Genomic DNA, 24,230 nt, shown 5'->3' on the forward strand with positions numbered 1-24,230 from the left:
CGGTCTCGCCCCGGGTTCCTCCGGAGCGTTCTGAGGCGGTGCGGGCTACGGGGTTGTCCCTGCGGTCGTCGCGGGAGACGTGGCGAGCTGCCTCTTGAGCTCGAACTTCTGGACCTTGCCGGTCGCTGTCTTGGGCAGATCGGCGAACTCGAAACGGTCCGGGATCTTGAACTTCGCCAAGCGCCCGACGAGGTGCTCGCGCAGCTCGTCCGCCGAGGCCTCGGCTCCAGTCCGCAGGCACACGAAAGCGACCGGGCGCTCACCCCAGTGCTCGTGCGGCATCGGGACCACCGCCGCCTCCTGGACGGCCGGGTGCTCGAGGATGGCCTGCTCGACCTCGACCGAGCTGATGTTCTCTCCGCCGGAGATGATCACGTCCTTGGCTCGGTCACGGATCTCGATGTAGCCGTCGGGATGGCGCACGGCAAGGTCACCGCTACGGAACCAACCGTCGGGCACGGCGGCGGCGGTTGACTCGGGATCGAGGTAGTAGCGCGGGGTGACGTTGTTGCCGCGCAGCGCAATCTCGCCGATGGTCGCCGCGTCAGCGGGCACGTCGTCCCCGTTGCCGTCGACGACGCGGACGATGTCGGAGATGATGTTGCCGATCCCTTGGCGCGCGTTGAGTCGATCCTGGTCCTCGGCGGGCAGCTCGTCCCACTGGGACCGCCACTCGTTGATGACGACCGGCCCATAGGTCTCAGTCATTCCGTAGAGGTGAGTGACGTCGAGACCGCAGGCCCGCGCCCGCGCCAACAGTGCAGGTGCGGGCGGCGACCCCCCAGTCGCCACCCACACCCTGCTCGCGTCGAGCGGTGGAGCACTTGGGTCGGCCGTCAACGTGGAAAGCACCGTGGGTGCAGCACACATGTGCGTGACGCCATGCTCGGAAACGGCGCCCCACACGGACGCCGCGTCGACCTTCTCCAGGCACACGTGCGTGCCGCCCACGGCCGTCACCGCCCAGGTGAAGCACCACCCGTTGCAGTGGAACATCGGCAACGTCCACAAGTAGGTGGAGGTGAGGCCCATACCCGAGTGGAAAGCCATCGCGAGCGACTGGAGGTAGGCGCCGCGATGCGTGTACACGACTCCCTTGGGCTTGCCCGTCGTACCGCTGGTGTAGTTGATCGCGATGGTCGCTAGCTCATTCGCGACGTGGATCTCGAAAGGCTTGGCCTGCGCGAGCGCGGTCTCGTACTGCTCGCCGGCGACCAACACGACGGGGTTGGCCGTGGCGAGGGCGATCGCCTCACGCGCCACTGCCTCGAGCTCCGCGGAGACGATGAGGACCTGCACGTCCGCGTGCCCGAGGATGTACGCGATCTCGCTGGCGTTCAGGCGGGAGTTCAGGGGAACGAGCACCCCGCCCGCGAAGGGCACGCCGTAGTGCGCCTCGAGCATCTCCCGCGTGTTCGTCGCGATCACCCCGACCCGGCCTCCGGCCCGCAGGTCGCGCTCGAACAGGACGCCGGCCAGCCGGCGGGCCCGCTCGTAGAACTCTCCGTATGTGAAACGACGGTCACGGTCGACGACGGCGAGCTTCTCGCCGTGCACGGCTGCGGCACGGCAGAGGAACCTGACCGGGCTGAGGGGCGTGTCGTCGTGTCGTGTCATCGCTGCACGCCCGTGAGACGGGAACCCTTCGAGGCGAGCTCGCGAACCGGCAGGTCGCCCATGGAGAGCAGACCGGGCCGGGCGTCGACGACGGCGGCGGCGGTGTTGACCGCCGCCGCGATCGTGCTGAGGAACGACTCGAACCCCACCGAGGACGACAGCTCAAGGACCTGCTCCTCACCCTCGATGCGGTAGTCGTCGCCGGCCTGCACCGTGTCGCCGTCCGCGAAGAAGCCGAACACGATCTCCAGGTCGATGACCGCCTTGCCGTCCACGAGCCCGCGAGCCGCGTGGGCGACAGCGGCGATCTGCCCCGGCGCGATGCTCAGATGAGCGCCGGTGCGGAGGTCTTGGGCCAGCAGAACCGGCGTGACGTCGTCCACCTCGATCGCGTCCAACTCCCATCCGAGGCCGCTGGCGACAGCACCGATGGCCTGCTCGAACCCGTAGTGACCGACCACCTCCCCTGCTGCCTGAGCAGTCTCAAAGACGTCCGGTGTGAGACCGAGGCCGAACTTCCGCAGGATGGCTCCGTAGCGGGACATGTTGGTGCGACGACGGATCGTTATGCGTTTGGCGTCCTGAGTCAGGACCGTGAGCAGAAGCGGCAGGGTGTCCATCAGCACTCCGGGGTTCGCACCCGTGCCGAGCACCGTCACCCCGCTCGCCTTCGCTGCGTCGTCAATCTGACGTGAGACCTCCGCGTGGCTCACCCAGGGGAACGAGAGCTCCTCACAGATGCTCATCACGTTGTATCCGGCCGCGACCAGAGGGAGCACGGTCGCTGCCACCTGGTTCAGGTCCGAGGTGGTGGCGACCACGGCGAGCTCCGCCTCGGGCAGCTTCTCCGGATCGTCAACCACGACCACACCGAGCGGCTCGACTCCGAGAACGTCCCCGAGGTCGGAACCGACCGCCTGGGGGTTCCTGTCGGCGGCGCCGACGACTCGGAGGTCGTTGCGCTCCATAAACGACCGGGCCATGGCCACGCCAGTGGCTCCGAGACCCACCAGGACGACGCGCTTGGACACGACTTGGCTCCTTCAACTCACGACGGCGACAATCCGAAAACATACAAGGTAATCGGATTTAGGGGTAGCCCAGATCACACTCTTTTCTGAGGAAGAGCGCGACCCCATGCCCTCGGGCGACCCACGGCGGGCGTAGCTCCAGCCCAGACACGCATCGGGCCTACGGTCACCACGGGCACGCAACGTCGGGGGCCGACACATCAACTGCAACCACATCGGGCGCAGGGTGCCCAACCACCCCACGCTCCGCCCCCCAAGGGTCATGGTCGAGCCGCGAGGAAGTGCGTTGCTCGGTCGCCAAACGAACGAAGTGCTGGAGCAGAAGGCCCGGCGCGCAATGGGGGCCAACCCGAACGGCGATCTCCTGCTGTCCGAGGTTCATGGAGGCTCCGCATGGGAGCCACTGCGCACAGCGACCACTCTGAGGCGCACTATTCGGCGCGGGCCGGGCTGACGGGCGCCCTCACGGGAACAGGCTCTGATCAGCATTCCCGCTGGTCAGAGCCTGTTCCCAATACTTAAACCGTTCGGCCGGTCTTGCCTAGACCGGCCCACACGTGCGCGAGGGGGGAGTTGAACCCCCACGTCCTTTCGGACACACGGACCTGAACCGTGCGCGTCTGCCTATTCCGCCACTCGCGCGTGAAGCCCCGTCAGGTTAGCCCAGCAGCGACCGCTCGCCCAAAACGGGGCGTCACCGGCGAGCCGCCTCGCCGGGCGGCAGGCGGGACGGGAGCCAAGGTCCCGGGACCGGCGAGGAGCCACCGATACGATCGGGGCGACGTCGGGACAGGGGCCCGGTGCGCGACGTGTGCGGGAGGAGGGGCAGCGACGTGGGCGGACTGCAGCGGTTCGAGCAGCGGCTCGAGCAGGCGATCTCCGGCGTCTTCGCGCGCACCTTCCGCAGCGCGGTCCAGCCCGTGGAGGTGGCCGCGGCGCTCCAGCGCGAGCTGGACAACAAGGCGCAGGTGCTCTCGCGGCAGCGGCGGCTGGTGCCCAACAGCTTCGTGGTGGAGCTCTCCGAGGGCGACCTGGAGCGGCTCGCGCCGTACGACTCCGCGCTGGCGAGCGAGCTCGCCAGCCAGCTGACCGAGCACGCCGAACTGCAGTCCTACGTCTTCCCCGGCCCGATCCGGATCGTCTTCGAGTCGGCCGACGACCTGGGCACCGGACGGTTCCGGGTGCGCAGCCAGGCGGAGGCGGAGGTGACCGGGCAGAGCCAGCGGCTGAGCAGCCAGCGCACGCGCGCGGTGCTCGAGGTCAACGGCACCCAGCACCCATTGCAGGCGCCCGGGCTCGTCGTGGGGCGCGGCAGCGAGGCCGACCTGCGGATCAACGACCCCGGGGTGAGCCGGCGGCACGCCGAGTTCCTCATCACGACCCCGCCGCCCCCACCCGGTACGACGGCCCCGGGTCCCGTCCACGTCGAGGTGCACGACATGGGATCGACCAACGGCATCCGCGTCGACGGACAGAAGGTCGCCCGGGCGGCCCTGCACGACGGCTCCCGGGTCCAGATCGGGCACACGTCCCTCGTCCTCCGACTGCTCCAGGAGACCAACCAGGTGGTGGGCGATGTCTGAGCTGACCCTGTTCCTCGTCCGGATCGCGTACCTGGCGATCCTGTGGATCTTCGTGCTGTCCGCGATCTCGGTGATCCGCTCCGACATGTTCGGCGCCCGCGTGCCTTCCCCGGCCGCGCCCGGCAAGCAGCCCCGTGCCCCGAAGCAGGCCAGCCCGCGCCGGGGCCAGCCGACCAGGGTCGAGGTCGTGCAGGGCGTCAACACCGGCATCGTCGCCGACCTGTCCCAGGCCCCGGTCCTCATCGGCCGCGGCAACGACGCGGCCATCCGGCTCGACGACGACTACGTCTCCACCCGCCACGCGCGCATCGTCGAGTCCGGCGGCCAGTGGTACGTCGAGGACCTCGGCTCCACCAACGGCACCTACCTCGGCAGCCAGCGGCTCACCCAGCCCGTCCCGGTCGGCCTCGGCTCGCAGATCCGGGTCGGGAAGACCATCGTGGAGCTGAGGAAGTAGATGACCGACGCCGCCGGCACCGAACCCCAGCTCGTCCCCCAGCCCCCCTCCGAGCCTGCCTCCGAGCCTGCCTCCGAGCCCGACGCTCCGCACGACCCCCAGCCCGACACGGTCGACGTCCCCCTGCCGGTGACGCAGCCGCTGCTCCAGCTCGACGGGTACGCCGTGTCCGACGTCGGCCGGGTGCGCAAGGACAACCAGGACTCCGGCTACTCCGGCCCGTGGCTGCTGGCCGTCTGCGACGGCGTGGGCGGCGCGGCCCGCGGCGACGTCGCCTCCGGTACGGCGATCAGCGAGCTGCGCCAGCTCGACGAGGCGCCGGGCTCGGTCGACGTGATCGACCGGGTCAACGACGGCCTCCACGAGGCGCACGTGTCGATCGGCGCGCAGGTCGACCAGGACCCCGCCCTCAACGGCACCAGCACGACGGCCACGGTCGCGCTCTTCGACGGCAAGCGGCTGGCGGTGGGTCACATCGGTGACTCGCGGGCCTACCTGCTGCGCGACGGCGAGCTGTCACAGCTGACCAACGACCACACCTTCGTGCAGAGCCTGATCGACGAGGGCCGGATCACCGAGGCGGAGGCGCGGGTCCACCCCCACCGCAACCTGATCCTCAAGGCGCTCGACGGCCTCCACGACGTGGAGCCGGACCTGTTCGCGCTCGAGCTGGTGCCGGGCGACCGGCTGTTCCTGTGCAGCGACGGCGCGTGCGGGGTGCTCGAGGACGGCCGGATCACCGAGCTGCTCACCGACGGCACGCCGGAGTTCACCTCGATCGAGCTGGTCCGGGCGAGCCTCGACGCCGGCAGCTCCGACAACGTGACCTGCGTGGTCGCCGACGTCGTCGACCCCGGCGAGCGCACCCCCGCCGACGCGATGGTGGTCGGCGCCGCCGCCGACATCAGCCGGCGCCGCGCACGCAGCCTGTTCCGCGGCCACCGCGCCGGCGACACCGGCGAGCTCGAGCCCGTCCCGGCCGAGATCCCGGGCGTCGGCTACGCGATCCCCGAGGACCCGATCCTCGACCCCGAGGCGTTGCGCTATGCCCCGCAGCCGCCGCCGCGCTTCGCCTGGGCCCGGCGTCTGCTGACGGCCGCGATCGTGCTCGGCGTGGTCTGGAGCGCGCTCGGCACGGCGTACTGGTGGAGCCAGCAGAAGTACTACGTGGGCGAAGGCAGCGGTGACAGCGACGGGTACGTCGTGATCTACCGCGGCGTCGACGTCCCCGGTCTCTCCCACGTCTACGAGGTCTCCGACCTCGAGGTCGCCGACCTGCAGGAGTCCACGCAGGAGGAGGTCCGGGACGGCGCGATGATCTACGGCAGCGTCGAGCGGGCCCGCGAGGCGATCACCCGGATCGGCGCCAACGGCCGTCGGTCCGACGTCCCGCCCGCGAGCACACCCACGGCGCCCACGACGGCGCCCACCACCGCACCCGCGCCCACCGCCCCGACGCCCGGCGGCGCGGCCGACCTGACCTCCCTCGCACCGCAGGGCAGCTGAGGGCGAGCAGCGATGGCCACCAACTCCGCACTGATGGGATTCGTGCACCGCCGCCGGCGGGGCGCGGAGCTGTTCCTGCTCGTGCTCGCGCTGGTCGTCGGGATCGGCGCCTACGCCGCCGTCGGCCTCGGCGTCGACGGAGAGGTCCCCGCCAACCTGATCGGGTACGGCGGCTGGCTGACCCTGCTCGTCGTCGCGGCCCACGTCGCGGTCCGCGTCGTCGCGCCGTACGCCGACCCGGTGCTGCTGCCCGTCGTGGCGGCCCTCAACGGCCTGGGCCTGGCGGTGATCCACCGCGTCGACCTGGCCAAGGACACCGGTCTCGCCAGCCAGCAGCTGACCTGGATGACGCTCGGCGTCGCGCTCTTCGTCGGCACCCTGGTCGCGCTGCCCGACCACCGGCTGCTCGCCCGGTTCACCTACACCTCGGGCCTGGCCGCGATCGTGCTGCTGGTGCTGCCGATGGTGCCGGGGCTCGGCACCTCCATCAACGGCGCGAAGATCTGGATCTCGCTCGGCCCGTTCAGCTTCCAGCCCGGCGAGGTCGCGAAGCTGCTGCTCGTCATCACCTTCGCCGGCTACCTCGTCGTCCACCGCGACGCGCTCGCCCTCGCCGGCCGCCGCGTGGTCTTCGTCGACCTGCCCCGCGGGCGCGACCTCGGCCCGATCCTGATGATGTGGGTGGTCAGCCTCGGCATCCTGGTGCTGCAGCGCGACCTCGGCTCCAGCCTGCTGTTCTTCGGCCTGTTCCTCGTCATGCTCTACGTCGCCACCGAGCGGCCGGGCTGGCTGGTCGTCGGCGCCCTGCTGTTCTTCGGCGGCGCCACCGCGGCGTACCGGCTCTTCGGTCACGTGCAGAGCCGGGTCGACATCTGGCTGGACCCGTTCGCCGACGCCGACGGCAAGGGCTACCAGCTGGTCCAGGCGCTCTACGGCTTCGCGTGGGGCGGCCTGATGGGCCGTGGCCTCGGTGAGGGCATGCCCGAGCGGGTGCCGTACGTCGAGTCCGACTTCATCCTCGCCGCGATCGGCGAGGAGCTCGGCCTGACCGCCGTGATGGCCGTGCTGCTGCTCTACGGCCTCGTCGTCGAGCGCGCGCTGCGCGCCGCCCTCATCTCCCGCGACGGCTTCGGCAAGCTGGTCGCGACCGGCCTCGCCGCGGTCTTCGCGCTGCAGGTCTTCGTCGTCGTCGGCGGCGTGACCCGGCTGATCCCGCTGACCGGCCTCACCACACCGTTCCTGTCGTACGGCGGTTCGTCGCTCGTCGTGAACTGGGTGATCATCGCGATCCTGTTGCGCATCTCCGACCAGGCCCGCCGGCCGCTGCCCGACCTCACCCCCGACGCCGAGGACCCGGACGAGCAGGCCACCCAGCTCGTGAAGGTGGTGCCCCAGCGATGAACGCCACAAGCGCGTCGAGCGGCCCGAGCCCCTGGGCGACCTCGGGGAGGTGCGCGCAGTGAACAAGCCGATCCGCGCGGTCTCGATCTTCTGCATGTTCTTGTTCCTCGCCCTGATGGCGAACGTGACCTACGTGCAGTTCGTGAAGTCCGGCTCCTACAACGAGGATCCCCGCAACGCCCGCGTCGCCGAGGCGTCCTACAGCCGCGAACGCGGCCAGATCCTGGTCGGCGACGCACCGGTGGCGACGAGCAAGCCGGTCGACGACCGCTACAAGTACCTGCGCGTCTACCCGCCCGAGGGTGCCCGGATGTTCGCACCGGTCACCGGCTACCTCCAGCTCGGGAGCCAGACCGGGATCGAGCGCAGCCAGAACGCCGTGCTCACCGGCGAGGACCCGCAGCTGTTCGTGACCCGGCTGGTCGACCTGCTCAAGGGCGAGACCGCCCAGGGCGGCAACGTCGTGCTCACCCTCGACGCGGCCGCGCAGAAGGCAGCCTTCGAGGGCCTGCGCGACACCCTCGGCCCCCGCGGCGAGGGCTCGGTGGTGGCGATCGAGCCGAAGACCGGCCGGGTGCTCGCCATGGCCAGCTACCCGTCGTACGACCCCAACGAGCTGGCCAGCCACGACTCCGCGAAGGCGTCCGCCGCCTACCAGGCGCTCGACGCCGACGAGCGCGAGCCGCTGCTCAACCGCGCGATCCGGACCCGCCTGTTCCCCGGCTCGACCTTCAAGCTGGTCACCGCGGCCGCCGCGATCGAGGACGACAAGTTCCACGCCGGCGACCAGGTCCCGGCGGGCGCGAGCTACCAGCCGCCGGGCACGACCCACGAGATCGGCAACGACGGCCGCGGCCAGTGCAGCCCCGCGAAGATCAGCTTCTCGACCGCGATGGAGTGGTCGTGCAACACCACCTTCGCCCAGCTCGCGGTCGAGGTCGGTCCGGAGAGGCTGCGCGCGCAGGCCGAGGCGTTCGGCTTCAACAGCGACTACCTGCGCGACCTGCAGGGCCAGGTGCAGTCGGTGTACCCGACCGGCGTCGACATTCCCGAGAGCGAGGGCGGCGGCACCCGCGAGCTCAGCCTCGCCGAGACCGCGCAGACCGGCATCGGCCAGAACACCGTCCAGGCGACACCGCTGCAGATGGCCATGGTCACCGCCGCGATCGCCAACCAGGGCACACTGATGCGCCCCTACCTGGTCGAGAAGGTGCAGACCGCCGGGTTCAACGTGCTGCGCACGACCGAGCCCGAGGTGTTCAACGAGCACGCCGTGTCGGCGCAGACCGCCGGCGAGCTCACCCAGCTGCTCGAGGCGACCGTCGAGAAGGGCACGGCGTCGCCGGCCGCCATCGACGGGGTCAAGGTGGCCGGCAAGACCGGTACGGCGCAGCGCGGCGACTCGCTGTGCAGCGCGGGCGGCAAGCCGCCGTACGCCTGGTTCGTGTCCTTCGCTCCCACGCAGGACGCCGAGGTGGCGGTGGCAGTCATGATCGAGGAGGCGCCCGACCGGGCGTGCGGCGAGATCGCGGGCGGCCAGCTCGGTGGTCCGATCGCGAAGGCAGTGATGGAAGCGGTGCTGAAGAAGTGATGGCGAAGTGACCGAGCAGAGCAGGTACGCCGACCGGGCCGGTCGCTACCGCCTCGACTCCATGATCGCCACCGGCGGCATGGGCGTGGTGTGGCGCGCCACCGACACCCGGCTGGGCCGCCCGGTCGCGGTCAAGGTGCTCAAGCCCGAGTACGCCGACGACCAGCTGTTCCGCAGCCGCTTCGAGGGCGAGGCGCGCAGCGCCGCCGCGCTCCACCACCCGGGCATCGCCGGGGTCTACGACTACGGGGCCGGCCACACCGACGGGGACGGCGACCACCTGCCGCCGTACCTGGTCATGGAGCTGGTCGACGGCCAGCCGCTCTCGGCGCTGCTGGCCAACGCCCGCGCGAGCGGGCGCACCCTGGACACGGGGGTCGTGCAGGACCTGATGGCGCAGGCCGCCGAGGCGCTCGGCGTCGCCCACCGGGCCGGCATCGTGCACCGCGACGTGAAGCCGGCCAACCTGCTGGTCACCGCCGACCGCACGGTCAAGATCACCGACTTCGGCATCGCCCGCGCGCTCGACTCGGTCGCGCTGACCCGCACCGGGTCGGTCATGGGCACGCCCCAGTACCTCAGCCCCGAGCAGGCCCGCGGCAACCCGTCGACCCCCGCGTCCGACGTCTACTCGCTCGGCGTGGTCGCCTTCGAGTGCCTGTCCGGACAGCGCCCGTTCGAGGCCGAGACGCCGGTCGCGACCGCGCTGGCCCACCTCCAGCAGCCCGTCCCGCAGCTGCCGCCGAGCGTGCCGGGCCCGCTGGCGGCCGTCGTACGCCGCGCGCTGGCCAAGGACCCCGCCGAGCGGTACGCCGACGGCGCGGCGTTCGCCGAGGCGCTGCGCTCGCCCGAGGTGGCCGCGGCCTCCGCGGCGGCCGATGCCGAGGACGGCCACACCCGGGTGCTGACCGGCGTGGTGCCGCCCGTCCCGGTCGCGGCGCCGCCGGCGCAGCCGATGCACCGCCTCGACAGCCCCTCGGCCTTCGCCGGCGACACGCCGCCCGGCAAGGACGGCGACGACGAGCGCAGGTCGCCGTGGCCGATCGCGCTGGCCGTGATCGTGCTGGTCGTCCTCGCCGTGGTCGCCGCCGTGCTGCTGCTCGGCAACCGCGACGAGGAGACCCCGGTCACCGACGCCCCGCGGACGACGCCCACCACCGAGGCGACGACGGAGTCCTCCGAACCGACGACCGAACCGACGACGGAGCCCACCACCGAGGCGCCGAAGACGGTCGAGGTCGACGAGGACCAGTACACCTGCTTCAGCGACTACCACGACGCGGTCGACGACCTGCGCAACGACGGCCTCAAGGTCACCTGGGAGCAGGACTCCCGGGTCAACGACGGCGGTTGCGACGAGGACACCGTGTCCCGGTTCTCCCGCAACGGCACCCTGACCGTGGGCGACACGATCGTCGTCTACTTCTGGGGTCCCGTGCCGGAGCCGACGACGCCGCCCACGCAGCCGACCGACCCCATCACCCTGCCCACCGCTCCCACCGACCTGACAGGTGGTGCCCAGTGACCACTCCTCCGCACGAGCCCGGCACCGGCCGGCCCGTCGTCGGCGGGCGGTACGAGCTCGGCGAGCTCCTCGGCCGCGGCGGCATGGCCGAGGTCCGCAAGGGCACCGACACCCGGCTCGGCCGGGTCGTGGCCGTCAAGCGGCTGCGCACCGACCTCGCCAGCGACCCCACCTTCCAGGCCCGGTTCCGCCGCGAGGCCCAGTCGTCGGCGTCGCTCAACCACCCGGCGATCGTCTCGGTCTACGACACCGGCGAGGAGCGCACCACCCACCCCGACGGCAGCACCGAGGTCGTCCCCTACATCGTGATGGAGTACGTCGCCGGGCGGACCCTGCGCGACATCCTGCGCGAGGGCCGCAAGATCCTGCCCGAGCGGGCCCTAGAGATCACCAGCGGCGTGCTGTCCGCGCTCGACTACAGCCACCGCGCCGGGATCATCCACCGCGACATCAAGCCCGGCAACGTCATGCTCACCCCGTCCGGTGACGTGAAGGTGATGGACTTCGGCATCGCCCGCGCGATGAGCGACGCCCAGTCCTCGATGACCCAGACCGCGGCCGTCGTCGGGACCGCCCAGTACCTCTCCCCGGAGCAGGCCCGCGGCGAGACCGTCGACTCCCGCTCCGACGTCTACTCCGCCGGCTGCCTGCTCTACGAGCTGCTCACCGGACGCCCGCCGTTCGTCGGCGACTCCCCCGTGGCGGTCGCCTACCAGCACGTCCGCGAGCCCGCCGTACCCCCGTCGCGGCACGAGGACGACCTCACCCCCGAGGTCGACGCCATCGTGATGAAGGCGCTCGCCAAGCGGGTCGAGGACCGCTACCAGTCAGCCGCCCAGATGCGCGCCGACATCGAGCGCTACCTCGCCGGCCGCCCGGTGCAGGCGGTGCTGCCCGCCGAGACCAGCGAGACGTCCGTCGTCGCGCCGCGCCACGCCGCGCCGGTCGAGCACCACGAAACGGCGATCCGCCAGCCGCTGCCGCCCGACCGCGACAGCGACCGCCGCAGCCGGACCACGCTGTGGGTGCTCCTCGGCGTCCTCGTCGCCGCCCTCATCGGCACGGCGTTCTTCGTGCTGCCGCGGCTCTTCGACAACACGCCCCCCGACGTCCGGGTGCCCAACGTGGTCCGGATGACCGAGGACGACGCCCGCAGCGCGATCGGGAAGGCCGGCTTCGAGGTCGGCACCGTCAGCGTCCGCAACGACGACACCATCGAGGCCGGCCGGGTGATCGAGCAGGACCCGATCGGCGACGACTACGTCGCCGAGGGGACCCGGATCAACCTCGTGGTGTCGCTGGGCAAGGGGCAGTTCGCGCTGCCGTCGGTGCTCGAGCAGAAGCGCAAGGCCGCGATCGAGACCCTGGTCGCGGCCGGGATCGCGCAACGCAACATCACCGAGCGCGAGTGCGACACCGACGAGCCCGCGAACACCGTCGTGGAGCAGAACCCGGCCGCCAACACCATGGTCGACCAGGACGCGACCGTCGAGCTGTGCATCTCCGACGGCCCCGAGGACGTGCCGAACGTGGTCGGCATGAAGCAGGCCGCCGCGGAGCAGGCACTGCGGGAGGCCGGCTTCACCCCGATCACCCGCGACGCCCGGCCCGACGACGCCAGCCAGAAGAAGGGCCGGGTCACCGAGCAGATCCCCGGCGAGGGACCGCGCCCGAAGGGCACCGAGGTGATCATCTTCATCTCGGTCTACGAGCCCGCACCGCCCGCTCCCGACACCGACGGCGACGGCCTGACCGACACCGACGAGGCCACCCGCGGCACCGACCCGACCAACCCGGACTCCGACGGCGACGGGGTCGGCGACGGCGCCGAGGTGAGCGCCGGGACCGACCCGCTCAACCCGCTCGGGCGGGTCGGGCGCTGATCGCCCGCTGTCCCTCAGATCGTTCGATCGAACGGTCAGGGGGAGGTGGGGCGCCCGAAGTCCCCCAGATCGTTCGATCGAACGATCTGAAGGACCGGGTCAGCCCAGCGGCCGGGCGTACTGCAGGTCGACCACGCCGTCGTACGCCGGCGCCTCGATCCGGTCCTCGAACTCGAGGTCCCAGCCCATCTGGATGAGCGGGTTGTCGGCGTCGGTGCGGTAGCCGCTGACGATCGGGTCGGCGGCGACCGAGGAGTACAGCTCGCTCGGGTCGCCGACCGCCTCGATGACGTAGGGCTGGGGGAAGGGCTGGCCCTGCAGCTGCACGACCGGGCCCTTGCAGCGGATGCCGGTCGTCGAGATCACCCGCTGGCCCGCGATCGTGACGGCGGTGGCGCCGCCGCTCCACAAGGCGTTGACCAGGGCCTGGATGTCTTGTTGGTGCACGACGAACCGGTTGAGGTTGAGCCGGTCCTCGGGGTCGAGGTGCTTGTTGCGCTCGACGGCCTGGTCGAGCAGCTCGGCGGGGGCGTCGGACAGGGTGATCGCGAGGCCGGGTCCGGTGCGCGGGGTCATCCCCGCCGGGTCGCGCAGCTTCGCGATCTCGCGCCGCGCGTCGCGCACGCCCTTGTCGCCGACGGTGGCGCTCAGCTCCTCGACCTGGTCGGACAGGTCCTGGTACCGCTGCTCGACCTTGCGGTAGTCGGCCGCCTCGCCCTCGACCAGTCCCGCGAGATCGGTGTAGCGACCCGGGCGCAGGTCGGAACCCTCGCTGTTGGTGGCCGAGACGGCGAGCAGCGCGCCGCTGAGCAGCACCACGACCGGCGTACCGACCCGCCACGCACGCGAGCGCTGGCGCGCCTCGGGTCGGCGGCCCGTCGTACCTCCGGCGTGGGCACCCGTCATACTGACAGTGTCCACCACCACCGAACCTGATCGAGGAGCCACCCGTGGCGAAGTCGTCCCGCCTGTCGAAGCGCAAGGAGCGCGAGGTCTTCGGCGACCCGGAGCGCGGCCGCGTGATGAGCCTCCGGTTCGCCATCGCGCTGCTGCTCATCCTCGGCGGCATCGCCTGGATCCTCTACTACTACTTCGGGATCCGGCCCACCGACGGGTTCGGCAGCATCGGCGAGAACGGCAAGGTCCGCCAGCCCGGCGGACCGTCCTTCATCGCCGACCTCGAGGGCAAGAACTACCTGATCGGGTTCCTCGCGTTCTTCCTGGGCCTGATGATCTCCGCGCACCCCTCGACCCCGCTCGGCCGCGGCCGCGGCGTCGTGGTCGCGATGCTCGCGTGCTTCCTCGTCGGCCTGCTCTGGATCTGTGTCTTCTACATCTTCCTGACCGGCAACGACCCGAAGGACATCCCGGTCCTCAACGACCTCGGGCAGAAGAACCTGTTCGTCGGCATCGGGTTCATGGCCGTCGGCTTCGCCTTCGCCACCCGCTGGGAGTAGGTCTCCCCCACGCGTACGCCGCGCCGGCGGACCCTCTGCGGTCCCCGGCGCGGCGCTGCTTTTCCCCGGCCCCCCACCGCCCGTTTTCCCCAGGGATGTCCACAGCTGGGGAGAATTACACGGGTGTGATTCCTCCACATCGGTGGAAAAGCCTGTGGAAACCGAGGGGGAAGCCGAACGGCCCGCCCCGCTGCTGCGGGACGGGCCGGAGGGCTGAGCGGACGTCAGGTCAGGGTGAGCGTGCGCAGCACGGTGGCGGCGACGAGGACCACGCCGACCGCGGAGAGGCCGGCCACCTGGACCGGCGTACGCCGCTCCTTGGGCGCGAGCACGAGGACGGCGGCGATCACGATCCCGCCGAGCAGGCCGCCGAAGTGGCCCTGCCAGGACACGTTGGAGATGGTGAAGGTCAACAGCACGTTGATGCCGATCCACACCAGCAGGCCCTGCACGTTGCCCCCGACCTTGAGGCCGACCACGACGAGCGCGCCCATCAGGCCGAAGACGGCACCCGAGGCGCCCACGGTCGTGGTCTGCTCGGGCGAGAGCCAGTAGACGGCGACCGATCCGGCCAGACCCGAGAGCAGGTAGAGCGCGAGGTAGCGGCCCCGGCCGAGGATCGCCTCGAGCTGGGGGCCGAGCACCCACAGGGCGAGCATGTTGAACCCGAGGTGCCAGGGCTCGACGTGGGTGAACATCGAGGTGAGCAGCTGCCAGAAGGCGCCGTCACTGACGCCGGCGGCCCAGTGCGCGGTGGTCCCGGCCTCGCAGCTGGCCTGGTCCACGAACGGGTAGTAGCTGCCGTCGCTCTCCCGGCACGCCCCGCGCACCGCGAGCGCGAACAGCTCGTAGAGCCGGCTGCCGTAGCGACCGGACGCCATGATGGCCACCCACACGACGACGTTGATGCCGATCAGCGCGATCGACACCGCGCCGGGGTTGCCGGTGACCTGGCCGCCGTACGCCGTCCGCGCCTGGCGCACCGACTTGCGGCCCTCGGCGACGCACTCGGGGCACTGGAAGCCGACCGCCGCGTCGCGCATGCAGTCGGGGCAGATCGGGCGCTCGCAGCGCTGGCAGCGGATCCAGGTCTCACGGTCGGAGTGCCGGTAACAGGTCGGCACTCCGACCGGAGGGGTGCTCATGCGGGGTGGGTCAGCCGATGATCTCGACGGACTCGATGACGACCGGCTCGATCGGGCGGTCACCGGCGCCGGTCGGGACCTTGCCGATCGCGTCGACGACGTCGCGCGAGGCCTGGTCGGCGACCTCGCCGAAGATGGTGTGCTTGAAGTTCAGCCACGTCGTCGGGGCGACGGTGATGAAGAACTGCGAGCCGTTGGTGCCCGGGCCGGCGTTGGCCATGGCGAGCAGGTACGGCTTGTCGAAGACCAGCTCGGGGTGCGGCTCGTCCTTGAACTGGTAGCCCGGACCACCGGTGCCCGTGCCCTGCGGGCAGCCGCCCTGGAGCATGAAGCCCTCGATGACGCGGTGGAAGATCAGGCCGTCGTAGAACGGCTCGCCCGGACCCTTCGCCGAGTTCGCCTTCTCGCCCTTGGCGAGGCCGACGAAGTTGGCGACCGTCTCCGGCGCGTGGTTCGGGAACAGGTTGAGCGTGATGTCGCCCTTGTTGGTCTTCAGGACGGCCTGCTGCTCTGCCATGGAAGTGCCTCGTCTCCGGGGTGGTACGGGTGGTCGTTCGGAACGTCCTCGATCCTACTGAGGCGGGGCACGAGGACCACAGGCCCGGCAGGGGTTACCCCGGCGGAGGCGACGTGGTGGGATGGAGTCGTCGACCCGACCGGGTCAGGGCCCGCACGGGGCCCAACGGCGAAGGGAGCGCAGGGCATGGGAAAGCTGAAGAAGCTGGTGGTCCTCGGTGCGCTGGGGGCGCTCGTCGCCGCGGTCGCCAAGAAGCTGCAGGCCGGCGGCGACGAAGCGTCGCTGTGGCAGTCCGCCACCGAGCCGACCTCGCCCGCGGTGCCCACCCCGCCTGCCCCGCCGGCACCGCCCGCCCCGCCCGCGCCACCGGCTCCGGTCGAGGCACCCGACGAGCTGCTCGTCGACAACGCGCCCGAGCCGATCGACGAGCCCGACCAGGTCCCGCCGGTGCCGGCCGACGAGCGGCCGGACCCGCTGACCGACCCGCTCCCGGAGGAGCCGCAGGCCTGAGCGCGCGAGCGCGGCGCGCGACAGGGGCGGTGCGGACCTCCGCACCGCCCCTGTCGGACTTCTCCTCGCCGGCGTCGCCTCAGCTCGCGCTCGCGCAGAGCGCCACCAGGGTGTAGCCGTTCGTGCCCGGGACGAGGTTGGACACCCGCACGCCGATCCCGGTGGGGAAGCCGAACAGGTCGTAGCCCGCGTGCTTCGGAGTGACCGTCAAGTCGTCGATGTTGGCTGCGGAGCTCAGCGCCCAGCTGATCAGCACCTTGCCCGCCGGGCAGTTGGCCCAGGTCGTCTTCTCGGCATTGCCACCGACGGAGTCGGCGGTCTCGACCTTGGCGAGGCCCAGGATGCCCGCCGGGCCCTGCGGCCCCGCCGCGCCCTGCGGTCCCTGGGCGCCGGTCGCTCCCTGCGGCCCCGTGTTGCCCTGCGGTCCGGTGGCTCCCTGGGGTCCGGGCGCGCCGGCCGGTCCGGGCGCACCGGGGGCACCCTTCTCGCCGGCCGGCCCCCTGTCGCCACCCTTGAGCGCGGCCAGCGCCGCCGGCGACAGGTCGGCGGCGGTCAGGCTGCCGTCCTTGACGTGCTTGGAGGTGATGGCGCTCTTCGCGATCTGCTTGCCGGTGATCTTGGCGGCGGCGTACGAGCCCCCGGCGAGCGCGAGGGCCAGGATCGTGGCCAGCACGACGCCGGGCGCGAGGAGCCTGCGGACGATGGACATGAGGGGGTACTCCCTTCCGAGACCCCACGGGAGCGGGGTGGCGACGGTGCCGGACGGGATCGTCCGGCCCCACGGACGCTAGGAAGTCACGACCATCCGCGGCTTGAGTAGTGACCACTCAATTGCGGCTCAACGGCGGCTCGGGGCCAGCTCGTCGACGGCTCGTCGGCCGCTCGCTGACCGCTCGAGGCCGCAGCGCGGTCGGGCTCAGCCGCGGTGGGGCCCGCCGATCCCGGCGGCCAGTCCCGCCCGGGAGGCGACACCGAGCTTGGCGTAGACCCGGCTCAGGTGGTTCTCGACCGTGCGGACCGACAGGTGCAGTCGCTCGGCGATCTCGGCGTTCGACGCACCGTCGGCGGCCAGCTCCGCGACCGTGCGCTCTCGATGGCTGAGCGGGTCCGCCGGGAGACCCACCAGCAGGGGCGTCGACGGGTGCCCGATCCGGGCCGCGAGCTCGTGGGCACGACGACGGGCGGCCGCGGCGGGCCGGCCGCTCAGCAACCGGGCGCCCTCGGCCGCGGCCTCGGCCGCCGCGAGCACCGCGCCGAGGTCGGCGAGCTCCTCGGCCACCGTCACCACGGCCGTGCCGTCTCGCCCGTCGAGGGCGGTGACCAGCCGCAGCCGAGCAGTGGCGATCGGGGAGTCGAGCTCGAGTGCTGCCAGCCGGGCCGCCACGCCCTCGCGGTCTCCCATCCGGACCCGCTCGTGCAGGATCCAGGCCTCGGCCAGGCGGGCGTCGACCTCGCGCGACGCCTGCTCGCCGGCGCGCAGAAGGCTGCGAGCGCGGCCCGGTCGGCCGGCGCCGTACGCCGCCCAGGCGTGGGCGATCGGCATCTGGTGGCGCAGGAAGCCCACGCCCGCCGGCAGGGCCGCGAGCCGGTCCAGCAGCTCGGGCGGCACCGCCTGGCCGCGGCTTCCGGCGCACATCATCAGCATCGCGATCGCCAGCCGCTCGACGTCGACCATGCCGCAGGCGGTCGCGGCGACGAGCGCGCGCCGGCCCCACAACGCCGCCGTGTCGAGGTCGCCCACCTGTCCCCAGGCCGCCGACGCGACGACCGCGCCCCAGGCCCGGCCGACCACGATGCCGTCGGCGAGCGCACCGTCGTGGCAGCGCTCGCCGTACTCGACGGCGAGGGCGTAGCTGCCGTGCTCTCGGGCCGCGTGGCTGGCGATGGTCAGCAGCCGGTCCCGGGTGCCGGGGATGACCTCCTGCGGGTGGTCGAGCGCCAGCCGGAGGATGCTGCCGACCAGGTCGAGCGCCTCCCCGGTGCGGCCGAGGTGGGTGAGGACGTGCGCGCGCGTGGTGGCGTGCAGCATGCGCAGCACCGTCGGCAGGACCGCGAGGTCGATGCCGTCGAGGATCATCTCGGCCCGGTGCACCTCGGCGGCGTAGATCCGGCTGTCGGCCTCGGCGATGGCGAAGGACTCGCGCACCATCGGCGCGCCCTCGGGATAGCGCCGCGCCTCGGCCTGCAACGCCGCCGCCGCGGCAGCGAGGTCGAAGGTCCCCCACACGATCAGCTTGTGGACGGTGACCGCCAGGGCGATGGCGAGGGGACCGGGTTCGACCCGTTCCAGGGTGGAGCGCAGCGTCTCGACGGCCTCCGCCGAGCGGCCCAGCTCGCTGAGGGCCGCCGCGAGGACCAGCGCCGCCTGTCCCGCGACGTCGCCGTCCCCGTGCTCGACCGCGGCCGCCGCCAGTCGGCGCGCGTTCTCGGCGGAGCCGCCGGCGTTGGCCAGCCGGGCCGCGGCGAGCAGTCCCGCCGGATCCGGCGGCTCGCCCGCATCGAGGCCCAGGACGGCGATCCGTACGACGTCCGGGCTAGCCGAGTCGCGGGCCAGGTCGAGATGCCGGCGCAGCAGCCGCCGCCGGAGGAGTGGCGACGTCTCCGCCCAGAGCACCTCGGCGAACAGGGGGTGGACGAAGCGCAGGACCGGCCCGTCCCACAACAGGATCCCGTTGTCGATCAGCTCGTCGAGCGCCAGCGACGGACGCGACCGCTCCACCTCGTCGAGGGACATCCGGCCCACCGCGGCGACCAGCCGGGCCGCTTCGTGGGCCTCGGCCGAGCAGCCGGCGAGCCGGGCGAGCAGGGCCTGCCGCAGCCGCACCGGGACGCTCAGCCGGCCGTGGGACACCCAGCCCGCCGGGGCGTGGTGGAGGGTGCCTGCGTGCCGGGCCTCGCCGATGACCTGGGCGATGAACAGGGCGTTGCCCCCCGTCCGGGTCCACACCTCCTGGACGATCCCGGCGTCCACGACGTCGCCGAGCAGGTCCTGGACGAAGCGCTCGGTGTCCTCGCGGCTGAAGGCGGCGAGCGTGACCAGCTCGGTCGCCCGGTCGTGCGCGAAGGAGCCGATCGCCGGCGGCAGCTCGCCGTCGCGGGTGCGTACCGTCGCGACCAGGGTCCGGCCGTGGTCGCGCGCCACGCGCAGGGCGACCCCGAGCGAGACGTCGTCGCACTGGTCGAGGTCGTCCACCGCCAGCACGCCGCCGTCGGGAACCGCCCGGACGACGTCGGCGACCATCGCGGTCAGCGCGGCCGAGGTCGGCGCGACCAGGTGGGCCATCGCGCTGAGCGGCACGCCCGCCATCGCGGCGGTGCCGTAGGCCCGCACCGCACCGGAGTCGTGGGCGAGGACGTCGAGCAGGTGGGTCTTGCCGACGCCGCCCTCACCAGCGATCAGGACGACCTGGCACTCCGGCCGGGCGAGCGCGTCACGCAGACGCTCGAGCTCCTCCTCCCGGCCGACCGTGCGCACGACGTCAGCCCTGCGCGAGCTCCGCGTGGTCCTCGCGCAGGCGCTGCGCCACCCGGCGCTCCACCCAGAAGATCAGGCCGGGCACCAGGCCCGCGACGAGCATCAGGCCCAGCTGCGGGATCGTCCAGCGCGCCTTCTGCGTGAGCAGGAACGCGACGACGACGTACACGATGTAGACCCAGCCGTGCACCAGCCAGATCGGGGTGAGGTCGTCACCCAGGCGCTGCAGCGTGGTGCCGTCCTCGAGCAGGTACTTCAGCAGCGAACCGACGGTGCCGACGAGCAGGAGCACGCCGACCACGAGCGCGAGCACGCGATAGACGTTGAAGAGCTTGGTCACGGGTCCGAGCGTACGACGGCGTCCTCGCCCGCCTCGGCGTCGGCCTCGTCGAGCGCCCGCCCGGACGTGGCGTCGCGCACGTAGCGGAACCACAAGAAGACCGCGAACGCCGCGAAGACCCACCACTCGATGGCATAGAGGATGTTGCGCAGGCCGGTGAACCGGCTCGCCTGCGGCAGCTGGTCGAGCGTCGCACCGTCCACCCCCGCGGCGGCGTCGCCGGGAAGCGGCTCCTCGGCGACCACATAGGCGCCGTACAGGTCCTGGTCGACGCGCTGCACCAGATCCGCGATCCGCAGCTCGGGGAGCACGTCGTCGCGCGGGTCGTCGTCCGCCTGGCCGCTGCCCTCGGGCGGCTGCAACCAGCCGACCAGGTCGACCTCACCGGCCGGCGGCGCGGGCAGGCTGGCGAGATCGGTGCCGGTCGGCACCCATCCCCGCACCACGGGTACGGCGGGAGCCGACGCGTCGCCGACGGTGATCGGGGTGACCAGCCAGTCGCCGTCCCGGCCCTTCTCCCCAGCCCGCCCGGACACCAGCACGGTGCCCTCGGGCAGGAAGGTGCCGCGCACCTCCACCGGACGGCCCAGTCCGACGGTCGGGAACGGGTCGTCGGGACCGATCACCTCCGTGATCGCGACCGGCTCGGCGTGGGTCAGGTCGATCCGCTCGGCGTCGCGCCGGGCCTGCCAGGCGTCGTACTGCCACACGCCCATGCCCACGGCGATCGACACGCACACCAGGCCCAGGAGGTGGGCACCCCACAACCGCATGCTCCACCAGCGCACCACGTCAGCAGCCTACGTGGCGGGGTCGGGGCGCCGCGGTTTGGGACCAATCCGTGCAAATCAGGGGCGGAAGCGTGCAGTCTCTGACCAAAACAAAACTGGTATGACCACTTGACCACATGACCCGACGCGCCTAGCGTGGCGCCCATGGCCCTTCGTCCCGTGACCCGCCGCTCGGCGTCCGACCAGGTCTTCGACCAGCTCCTCGACGAGGTCGTCGACGGCGAGCTGACCGCCGGCGAGCCGCTGCCCAGCGAGCGCCGGCTGGCCGAGGTGCTCGGCATCTCCCGGCCGGTGGTGCGCGAGGCGCTCCAGCGGATCGCGCAGACCGGGCTGGTGGAGGTGCGCCACGGCGGCGCCACGCTGGTGCGCGACTTCCGGCGCGCGGCCGGCCTCGACCTGCTCCCGCGGCTGCTGGTGCGCGGCGGCCAGCTCGACACCGCGATCGGGCGCAGCGTGATCGAGGCGCGGGCGGAGGTCGGCCCCGGCATCGCGGCCCTCGCCGCCGAGCGGGGCGGTCCGGCGCTCGCCGCCAGCCTCGACGCCGTCACCGCCACCATGGCCGAGACCACCGACGCCCTCGACTGGCAGGTGCTCGCCCTCGACTACTGGGACCTGCTCGTCGACGGCGCCGACTCGATGGTGTTCCGGCTGATGTTCAACAGCCTGCGCGCCGCCTACGAGCCGGCGCTCCCCGCGCTCGCGAGCCTTCTCGCCGGCGAGGTCGGCCAGGTCGAGCCCTACCGGCTGCTCACCGCCGCGGTCCGGGCCGGCGACGCCCCCACCGCCCGCGCCGCCGCGGCCCGGGTGCTCACCCCGACCGCCGACACGCTGCTCGGGGCCTTCGCCGCGTTGGGGGAGGGCCGGTGAGCCCCCGCGAGGCGCACGCCGCGCGCCGCCTCGCCGACGACGAGGCCCGGCTCGCCGGCAAGCTCGACGGCAAGTACGTCGGCAAGTACGTCGGCGACCGGGCCGCCGGGCGTCGTACGAACCTCACGATGGGCGAGGTGTTCACCGAGTTCTGGCGGCACCCGAGCCCGTACCTGCTCGGCGCCTGCCTGGCCGCCGCGATCACCGGCCGCGTCCTCGCCGGTCCGGGTTCGTGGTGGGAGCTGGCCGTCCCGTTGGGTCTGGTGGCGGTGCTGCCGGTCGTGGAGTGGCTGGTCCACGTGTTCATCCTGCACTGGAGGCCGCGCCACCTCGGACCGCTCACCCTCGACCCGCTGCTGGCGCGCAAGCACCGCGCCCACCACGCCGACCCGCGGGCGATCCCGCTCGTGTTCATCCCCTGGCAGGCCCAGCTCTGGCTCGCGCCGGCGTGGACTGCGCTGGCCTGGCTGGTCACCCCGACCACTCCTGCGATGTTCACGCTGCTCACCGCGATCTACGCGATCAAGTCCGGCTACGAGTGGACCCACCACCTGCTGCACAGCGACTACCGGCCGCGATCCGCGTGGTACCGGAAGGTGTGGCGCAACCACCGCCTGCACCACTACAAGAGCGAGCACTACTGGTTCACCGTCACCACCGCGGGTACGGCGGACCGGCTGTTCGGCACCGCCCCGGACCCGAGCACGGTGCCGACCTCGCCGACCGTCCAGCGCCTCCACGACCTCGCGCTGTGACACCCTGAGCCCGTGCGGATCTCCCACCTCAACTGCGCGACCATGAGGCCCGCCCTCGCTCCCACCATGGTCGCCCACGTCCTGCTCCTCGAGCGGCCCGACGGTCTCACCCTGGTCGACACCGGCTTCGGCACCGGGGACCTCGCGGACCGCCGACGCCTCGGCCGGCCGTTCCTGGCCACCGTGCGCCCCGACCTCGACCCGGGCGAGACGGCGCTGGCGCAGGTCAAGGCCGGGGGCCGCGACCCCGGCGAGGTGACCGACATCGTGCTCACCCACCTCGACCTCGACCACGCCGGCGGCATCGCCGACTTCCCGAACGCCCGGATCCACGTCCACGCCACCGAGCACGCGGCCGCCCTGCGCCCCAGCCTGCGCGAGAAGGCGCGCTACGTGGCGGCACAGTGGGCGCACGACCCGCGGTGGAGCCTGCACGAGGAGGACGGCGACGACTGGTTCGGCTTCGCCTCTGTGACCGCCCTCGCCGACGACGTGGTGCTCGTCCCGCTGCACGGTCACACCCGCGGCCACTCCGGGGTCGCGGTCCGCCGCGACGACGGGCACTGGCTGCTCCACGCCGGCGACGCCTTCTTCCACGGCGGCCAGCTCGCCGACCCGCCGACCTGCCCGGTCTCGCTCACCGCCTTCCAGCGGCTGATGGCCGTCGACAACCGGCAGCGGGTCGCGAACCTCGAGCGGCTCCAAGAGCTCGCCCGCGGACACCACGACGCGGTCACCGTCATCTGCGCCCACGACAAGGCGCAGTACGACGAGCTCAGTCGGGGCAGACCGTGAAGGGCAGGTGTCGCTCCCGGGTCAGCCGGGCGGCCGCGGCGGGGTCGTCGAGGACGTAGCCGAGGCGCCCGCTCGCGGGGTCGGCGACCCCGCGGCTCATCACCAGGGCGAACTCCGGGTCGGTCGGCGGCATCACGTCGGCCAGCCGGACCCGATCGAAGGCGTCGCCGCGCTTCTCGCCGAGCTGGACCGTGACCAGCTCGGTGCCGAGCGCCACCGACCAGGCGTCGAGCTCGTCGAGCCCGTGCAGCGCGGCGGCCGGAGCGGCGGCGAGCTGCTCCTCCATGCCGGCCCCGAAGACCGTGTCGAAGGAGGTGCAGCCGCGCGCGACGTACGTCGAGACGGCCTCGGTCCCGGTCAGCGCGACCAGCGCGGGCTCGGCGCCCCAGGAGTCGGCGACGGCGGGGGGCTGGGCCGAGGTGACGAGGTGCCGCTTCTCGTCGACGACCGCACCGGCCAGCGGACCGGCCCCGGCCTCGACGGCCCGGCGGATCGCGCCGACCGGCACGTCCTCGTGGAACGCGAGGACCCAGCCCGTGCCGTCGGCGCTCGCGCCGTCGGCGGACCAGCTGGCCTCCCAGGCGACGTCGTCCTGGCTGATCCCGAACTGGGTGCGCAGCCGCTGGTCGGCGGGCCGCAGCAGGCCGGTGGACAGGGCCGCGCTGCGCCGGAACCGCTGCCAGAACTTCTCGCGGTCAGCCGCCGGGCTGTCGTCGTCGAGGGTCGAGAAGCCGAGCACCAGGCGGATCTGGTCGAAGTCGGTGACCTCGAGGGTGGTGGCGGCGGACGGCACCAGGGCCAGCACGGCCGCGGACGGCTCCTTCGAGGCGTCGTAGTCGGACACCACGACCTCCGGCTCCGGCACCACCTGGTGCACCGGCTTCGGGTCGCCGCTGCACGCGGTCAGGAGCAGGGCGCCCGCCAGCGCGGCAGCGACCCTCCCCACACGACTCACGCGCCGAATCTTGCCATGAGAGCCGAGCG

At 72.3% G+C, this 24,230-nt stretch carries 22 protein-coding genes and 1 tRNA gene; 12 read left to right on the forward strand and 11 right to left on the reverse strand.

Annotation, left to right across the window (positions count from 1 at the left end):
• Positions 1-45 precede the first annotated feature (45 nt).
• The 3 genes from KU893_RS21805 to KU893_RS21815 all read right to left on the reverse strand — a co-directional run bounded on the left by KU893_RS21805 (position 46) and on the right by KU893_RS21815 (position 3,290).
• Complete coding sequence (locus KU893_RS21805) at positions 46-1,617, reverse strand: AMP-binding protein (protein ID WP_218236782.1); 1,572 nt, start codon at positions 1,615-1,617, stop codon at positions 46-48.
• Positions 1,614-2,648, reverse strand: coding sequence for a hypothetical protein (locus KU893_RS21810; protein ID WP_218236784.1), 1,035 nt, complete (start codon positions 2,646-2,648; stop codon positions 1,614-1,616). The genes KU893_RS21805 and KU893_RS21810 overlap by 4 nt, the downstream gene beginning before the upstream one ends.
• A gap of 558 nt (positions 2,649-3,206) precedes the next feature.
• Positions 3,207-3,290: transfer RNA gene (locus tag KU893_RS21815), tRNA-Leu, on the reverse strand.
• Between the two features lie 191 nt (positions 3,291-3,481).
• On the opposite strand from KU893_RS21815, the gene KU893_RS21820 reads away from it, so the two are divergent.
• From KU893_RS21820 to pknB, 7 genes are read left to right on the forward strand one after another with little or no spacing between them, the layout of a single operon-like run.
• Positions 3,482-4,231, forward strand: coding sequence for an FHA domain-containing protein (locus KU893_RS21820; RefSeq protein ID WP_218236787.1), 750 nt, complete (start codon positions 3,482-3,484; stop codon positions 4,229-4,231).
• Complete coding sequence (locus KU893_RS21825; protein ID WP_218236789.1) at positions 4,224-4,688, forward strand: FHA domain-containing protein FhaB/FipA; 465 nt, start codon at positions 4,224-4,226, stop codon at positions 4,686-4,688. The genes KU893_RS21820 and KU893_RS21825 overlap by 8 nt, the downstream gene beginning before the upstream one ends.
• Entirely contained in the window at positions 4,689-6,194 is a 1,506-nt protein-coding gene (locus KU893_RS21830) for a PP2C family protein-serine/threonine phosphatase (protein ID WP_218236791.1), read from the forward strand. It abuts the gene before it with no gap.
• Between the two features lie 12 nt (positions 6,195-6,206).
• Complete coding sequence (locus tag KU893_RS21835) at positions 6,207-7,595, forward strand: FtsW/RodA/SpoVE family cell cycle protein (RefSeq protein ID WP_218236793.1); 1,389 nt, start codon at positions 6,207-6,209, stop codon at positions 7,593-7,595.
• Between the two features lie 58 nt (positions 7,596-7,653).
• Complete coding sequence (locus tag KU893_RS21840; protein ID WP_218236796.1) at positions 7,654-9,186, forward strand: peptidoglycan D,D-transpeptidase FtsI family protein; 1,533 nt, start codon at positions 7,654-7,656, stop codon at positions 9,184-9,186.
• A gap of 7 nt (positions 9,187-9,193) precedes the next feature.
• Positions 9,194-10,711 carry a serine/threonine-protein kinase gene (locus tag KU893_RS21845; RefSeq protein ID WP_257440876.1) on the forward strand — a complete coding sequence of 506 codons (1,518 nt, stop codon included), beginning with the start codon at positions 9,194-9,196 and terminating at the stop codon, positions 10,709-10,711.
• Positions 10,708-12,594, forward strand: coding sequence for a Stk1 family PASTA domain-containing Ser/Thr kinase (gene pknB, locus KU893_RS21850; protein ID WP_218236798.1), 1,887 nt, complete (start codon positions 10,708-10,710; stop codon positions 12,592-12,594). Before KU893_RS21845 ends, pknB begins: the two co-directional genes overlap by 4 nt.
• Positions 12,595-12,693: 99 nt before the next feature.
• On the opposite strand, the gene KU893_RS21855 is transcribed toward pknB, so the two are convergent.
• Positions 12,694-13,500, reverse strand: coding sequence for a DUF881 domain-containing protein (locus KU893_RS21855; RefSeq protein WP_246593043.1), 807 nt, complete (start codon positions 13,498-13,500; stop codon positions 12,694-12,696).
• Between the two features lie 44 nt (positions 13,501-13,544).
• On the opposite strand from KU893_RS21855, the gene KU893_RS21860 reads away from it, so the two are divergent.
• Complete coding sequence (locus tag KU893_RS21860; protein WP_257440875.1) at positions 13,545-14,051, forward strand: cell division protein CrgA; 507 nt, start codon at positions 13,545-13,547, stop codon at positions 14,049-14,051.
• A 224-nt stretch (positions 14,052-14,275) separates the two neighbouring features.
• On the opposite strand, the gene KU893_RS21865 is transcribed toward KU893_RS21860, so the two are convergent.
• A complete protein-coding gene (locus KU893_RS21865) occupies positions 14,276-15,196 on the reverse strand; it encodes a rhomboid family intramembrane serine protease (RefSeq protein WP_218236800.1) in 921 nt (306 codons plus the stop codon).
• Positions 15,197-15,206: 10 nt separating this feature from the next.
• Positions 15,207-15,713 (reverse strand): peptidylprolyl isomerase, encoded by a 507-nt coding sequence (locus tag KU893_RS21870; RefSeq protein WP_218236802.1) that lies wholly within the window; start codon positions 15,711-15,713, stop codon positions 15,207-15,209.
• Between the two features lie 186 nt (positions 15,714-15,899).
• Between KU893_RS21870 and KU893_RS21875 the strand changes: the two genes are divergently transcribed.
• The gene (locus KU893_RS21875) at positions 15,900-16,223 is read left to right on the forward strand and encodes a DLW-39 family protein (protein WP_218236804.1); all 324 of its coding nucleotides are present in this window, start codon (positions 15,900-15,902) and stop codon (positions 16,221-16,223) included.
• Positions 16,224-16,302: 79 nt separating this feature from the next.
• Here the strand turns inward: KU893_RS21875 and KU893_RS23410 are convergent, their stop codons facing one another.
• From KU893_RS23410 to KU893_RS21895, 4 genes are all read right to left on the reverse strand, one after another.
• Positions 16,303-16,932 carry a hypothetical protein gene (locus tag KU893_RS23410; protein ID WP_281426956.1) on the reverse strand — a complete coding sequence of 210 codons (630 nt, stop codon included), beginning with the start codon at positions 16,930-16,932 and terminating at the stop codon, positions 16,303-16,305.
• Positions 16,933-17,139: 207 nt separating this feature from the next.
• Entirely contained in the window at positions 17,140-19,698 is a 2,559-nt protein-coding gene (locus KU893_RS23750) for a LuxR C-terminal-related transcriptional regulator (protein ID WP_218236807.1), read from the reverse strand.
• A 4-nt stretch (positions 19,699-19,702) separates the two neighbouring features.
• Positions 19,703-20,038, reverse strand: a complete 336-nt coding sequence (locus KU893_RS21890) for a DUF3817 domain-containing protein (RefSeq protein WP_218236809.1) — start codon at positions 20,036-20,038, stop codon at positions 19,703-19,705.
• Complete coding sequence (locus tag KU893_RS21895) at positions 20,035-20,829, reverse strand: SURF1 family protein (protein ID WP_218236811.1); 795 nt, start codon at positions 20,827-20,829, stop codon at positions 20,035-20,037. Before KU893_RS21895 ends, KU893_RS21890 begins: the two co-directional genes overlap by 4 nt.
• Positions 20,830-20,973: 144 nt before the next feature.
• On the opposite strand from KU893_RS21895, the gene KU893_RS21900 reads away from it, so the two are divergent.
• From KU893_RS21900 to KU893_RS21910, 3 genes are read left to right on the forward strand one after another with little or no spacing between them, the layout of a single operon-like run.
• Positions 20,974-21,696 carry a FadR/GntR family transcriptional regulator gene (locus KU893_RS21900; RefSeq protein ID WP_218236813.1) on the forward strand — a complete coding sequence of 241 codons (723 nt, stop codon included), beginning with the start codon at positions 20,974-20,976 and terminating at the stop codon, positions 21,694-21,696.
• Positions 21,693-22,451: a sterol desaturase family protein gene (locus tag KU893_RS21905; RefSeq protein ID WP_218236815.1), complete on the forward strand. Its 759-nt coding sequence runs from the start codon at positions 21,693-21,695 to the stop codon at positions 22,449-22,451. The genes KU893_RS21900 and KU893_RS21905 overlap by 4 nt, the downstream gene beginning before the upstream one ends.
• Positions 22,452-22,463: 12 nt before the next feature.
• On the forward strand, positions 22,464-23,246 hold the full coding sequence (locus KU893_RS21910) for an MBL fold metallo-hydrolase (RefSeq protein ID WP_218236817.1): 783 nt from the start codon (positions 22,464-22,466) through the stop codon (positions 23,244-23,246).
• Here the strand turns inward: KU893_RS21910 and KU893_RS21915 are convergent.
• Positions 23,227-24,201 (reverse strand): hypothetical protein, encoded by a 975-nt coding sequence (locus KU893_RS21915; RefSeq protein WP_218236819.1) that lies wholly within the window; start codon positions 24,199-24,201, stop codon positions 23,227-23,229. The two genes, KU893_RS21910 and KU893_RS21915, sit on opposite strands and share 20 nt — an antisense overlap.
• Between the last annotated feature and the right edge of the window lie 29 nt (positions 24,202-24,230).

The organism is Nocardioides daeguensis (assembly GCF_019192965.1).
GTDB classification, from domain to species: Bacteria; Actinomycetota; Actinomycetes; order Propionibacteriales; family Nocardioidaceae; genus Nocardioides; species Nocardioides daeguensis.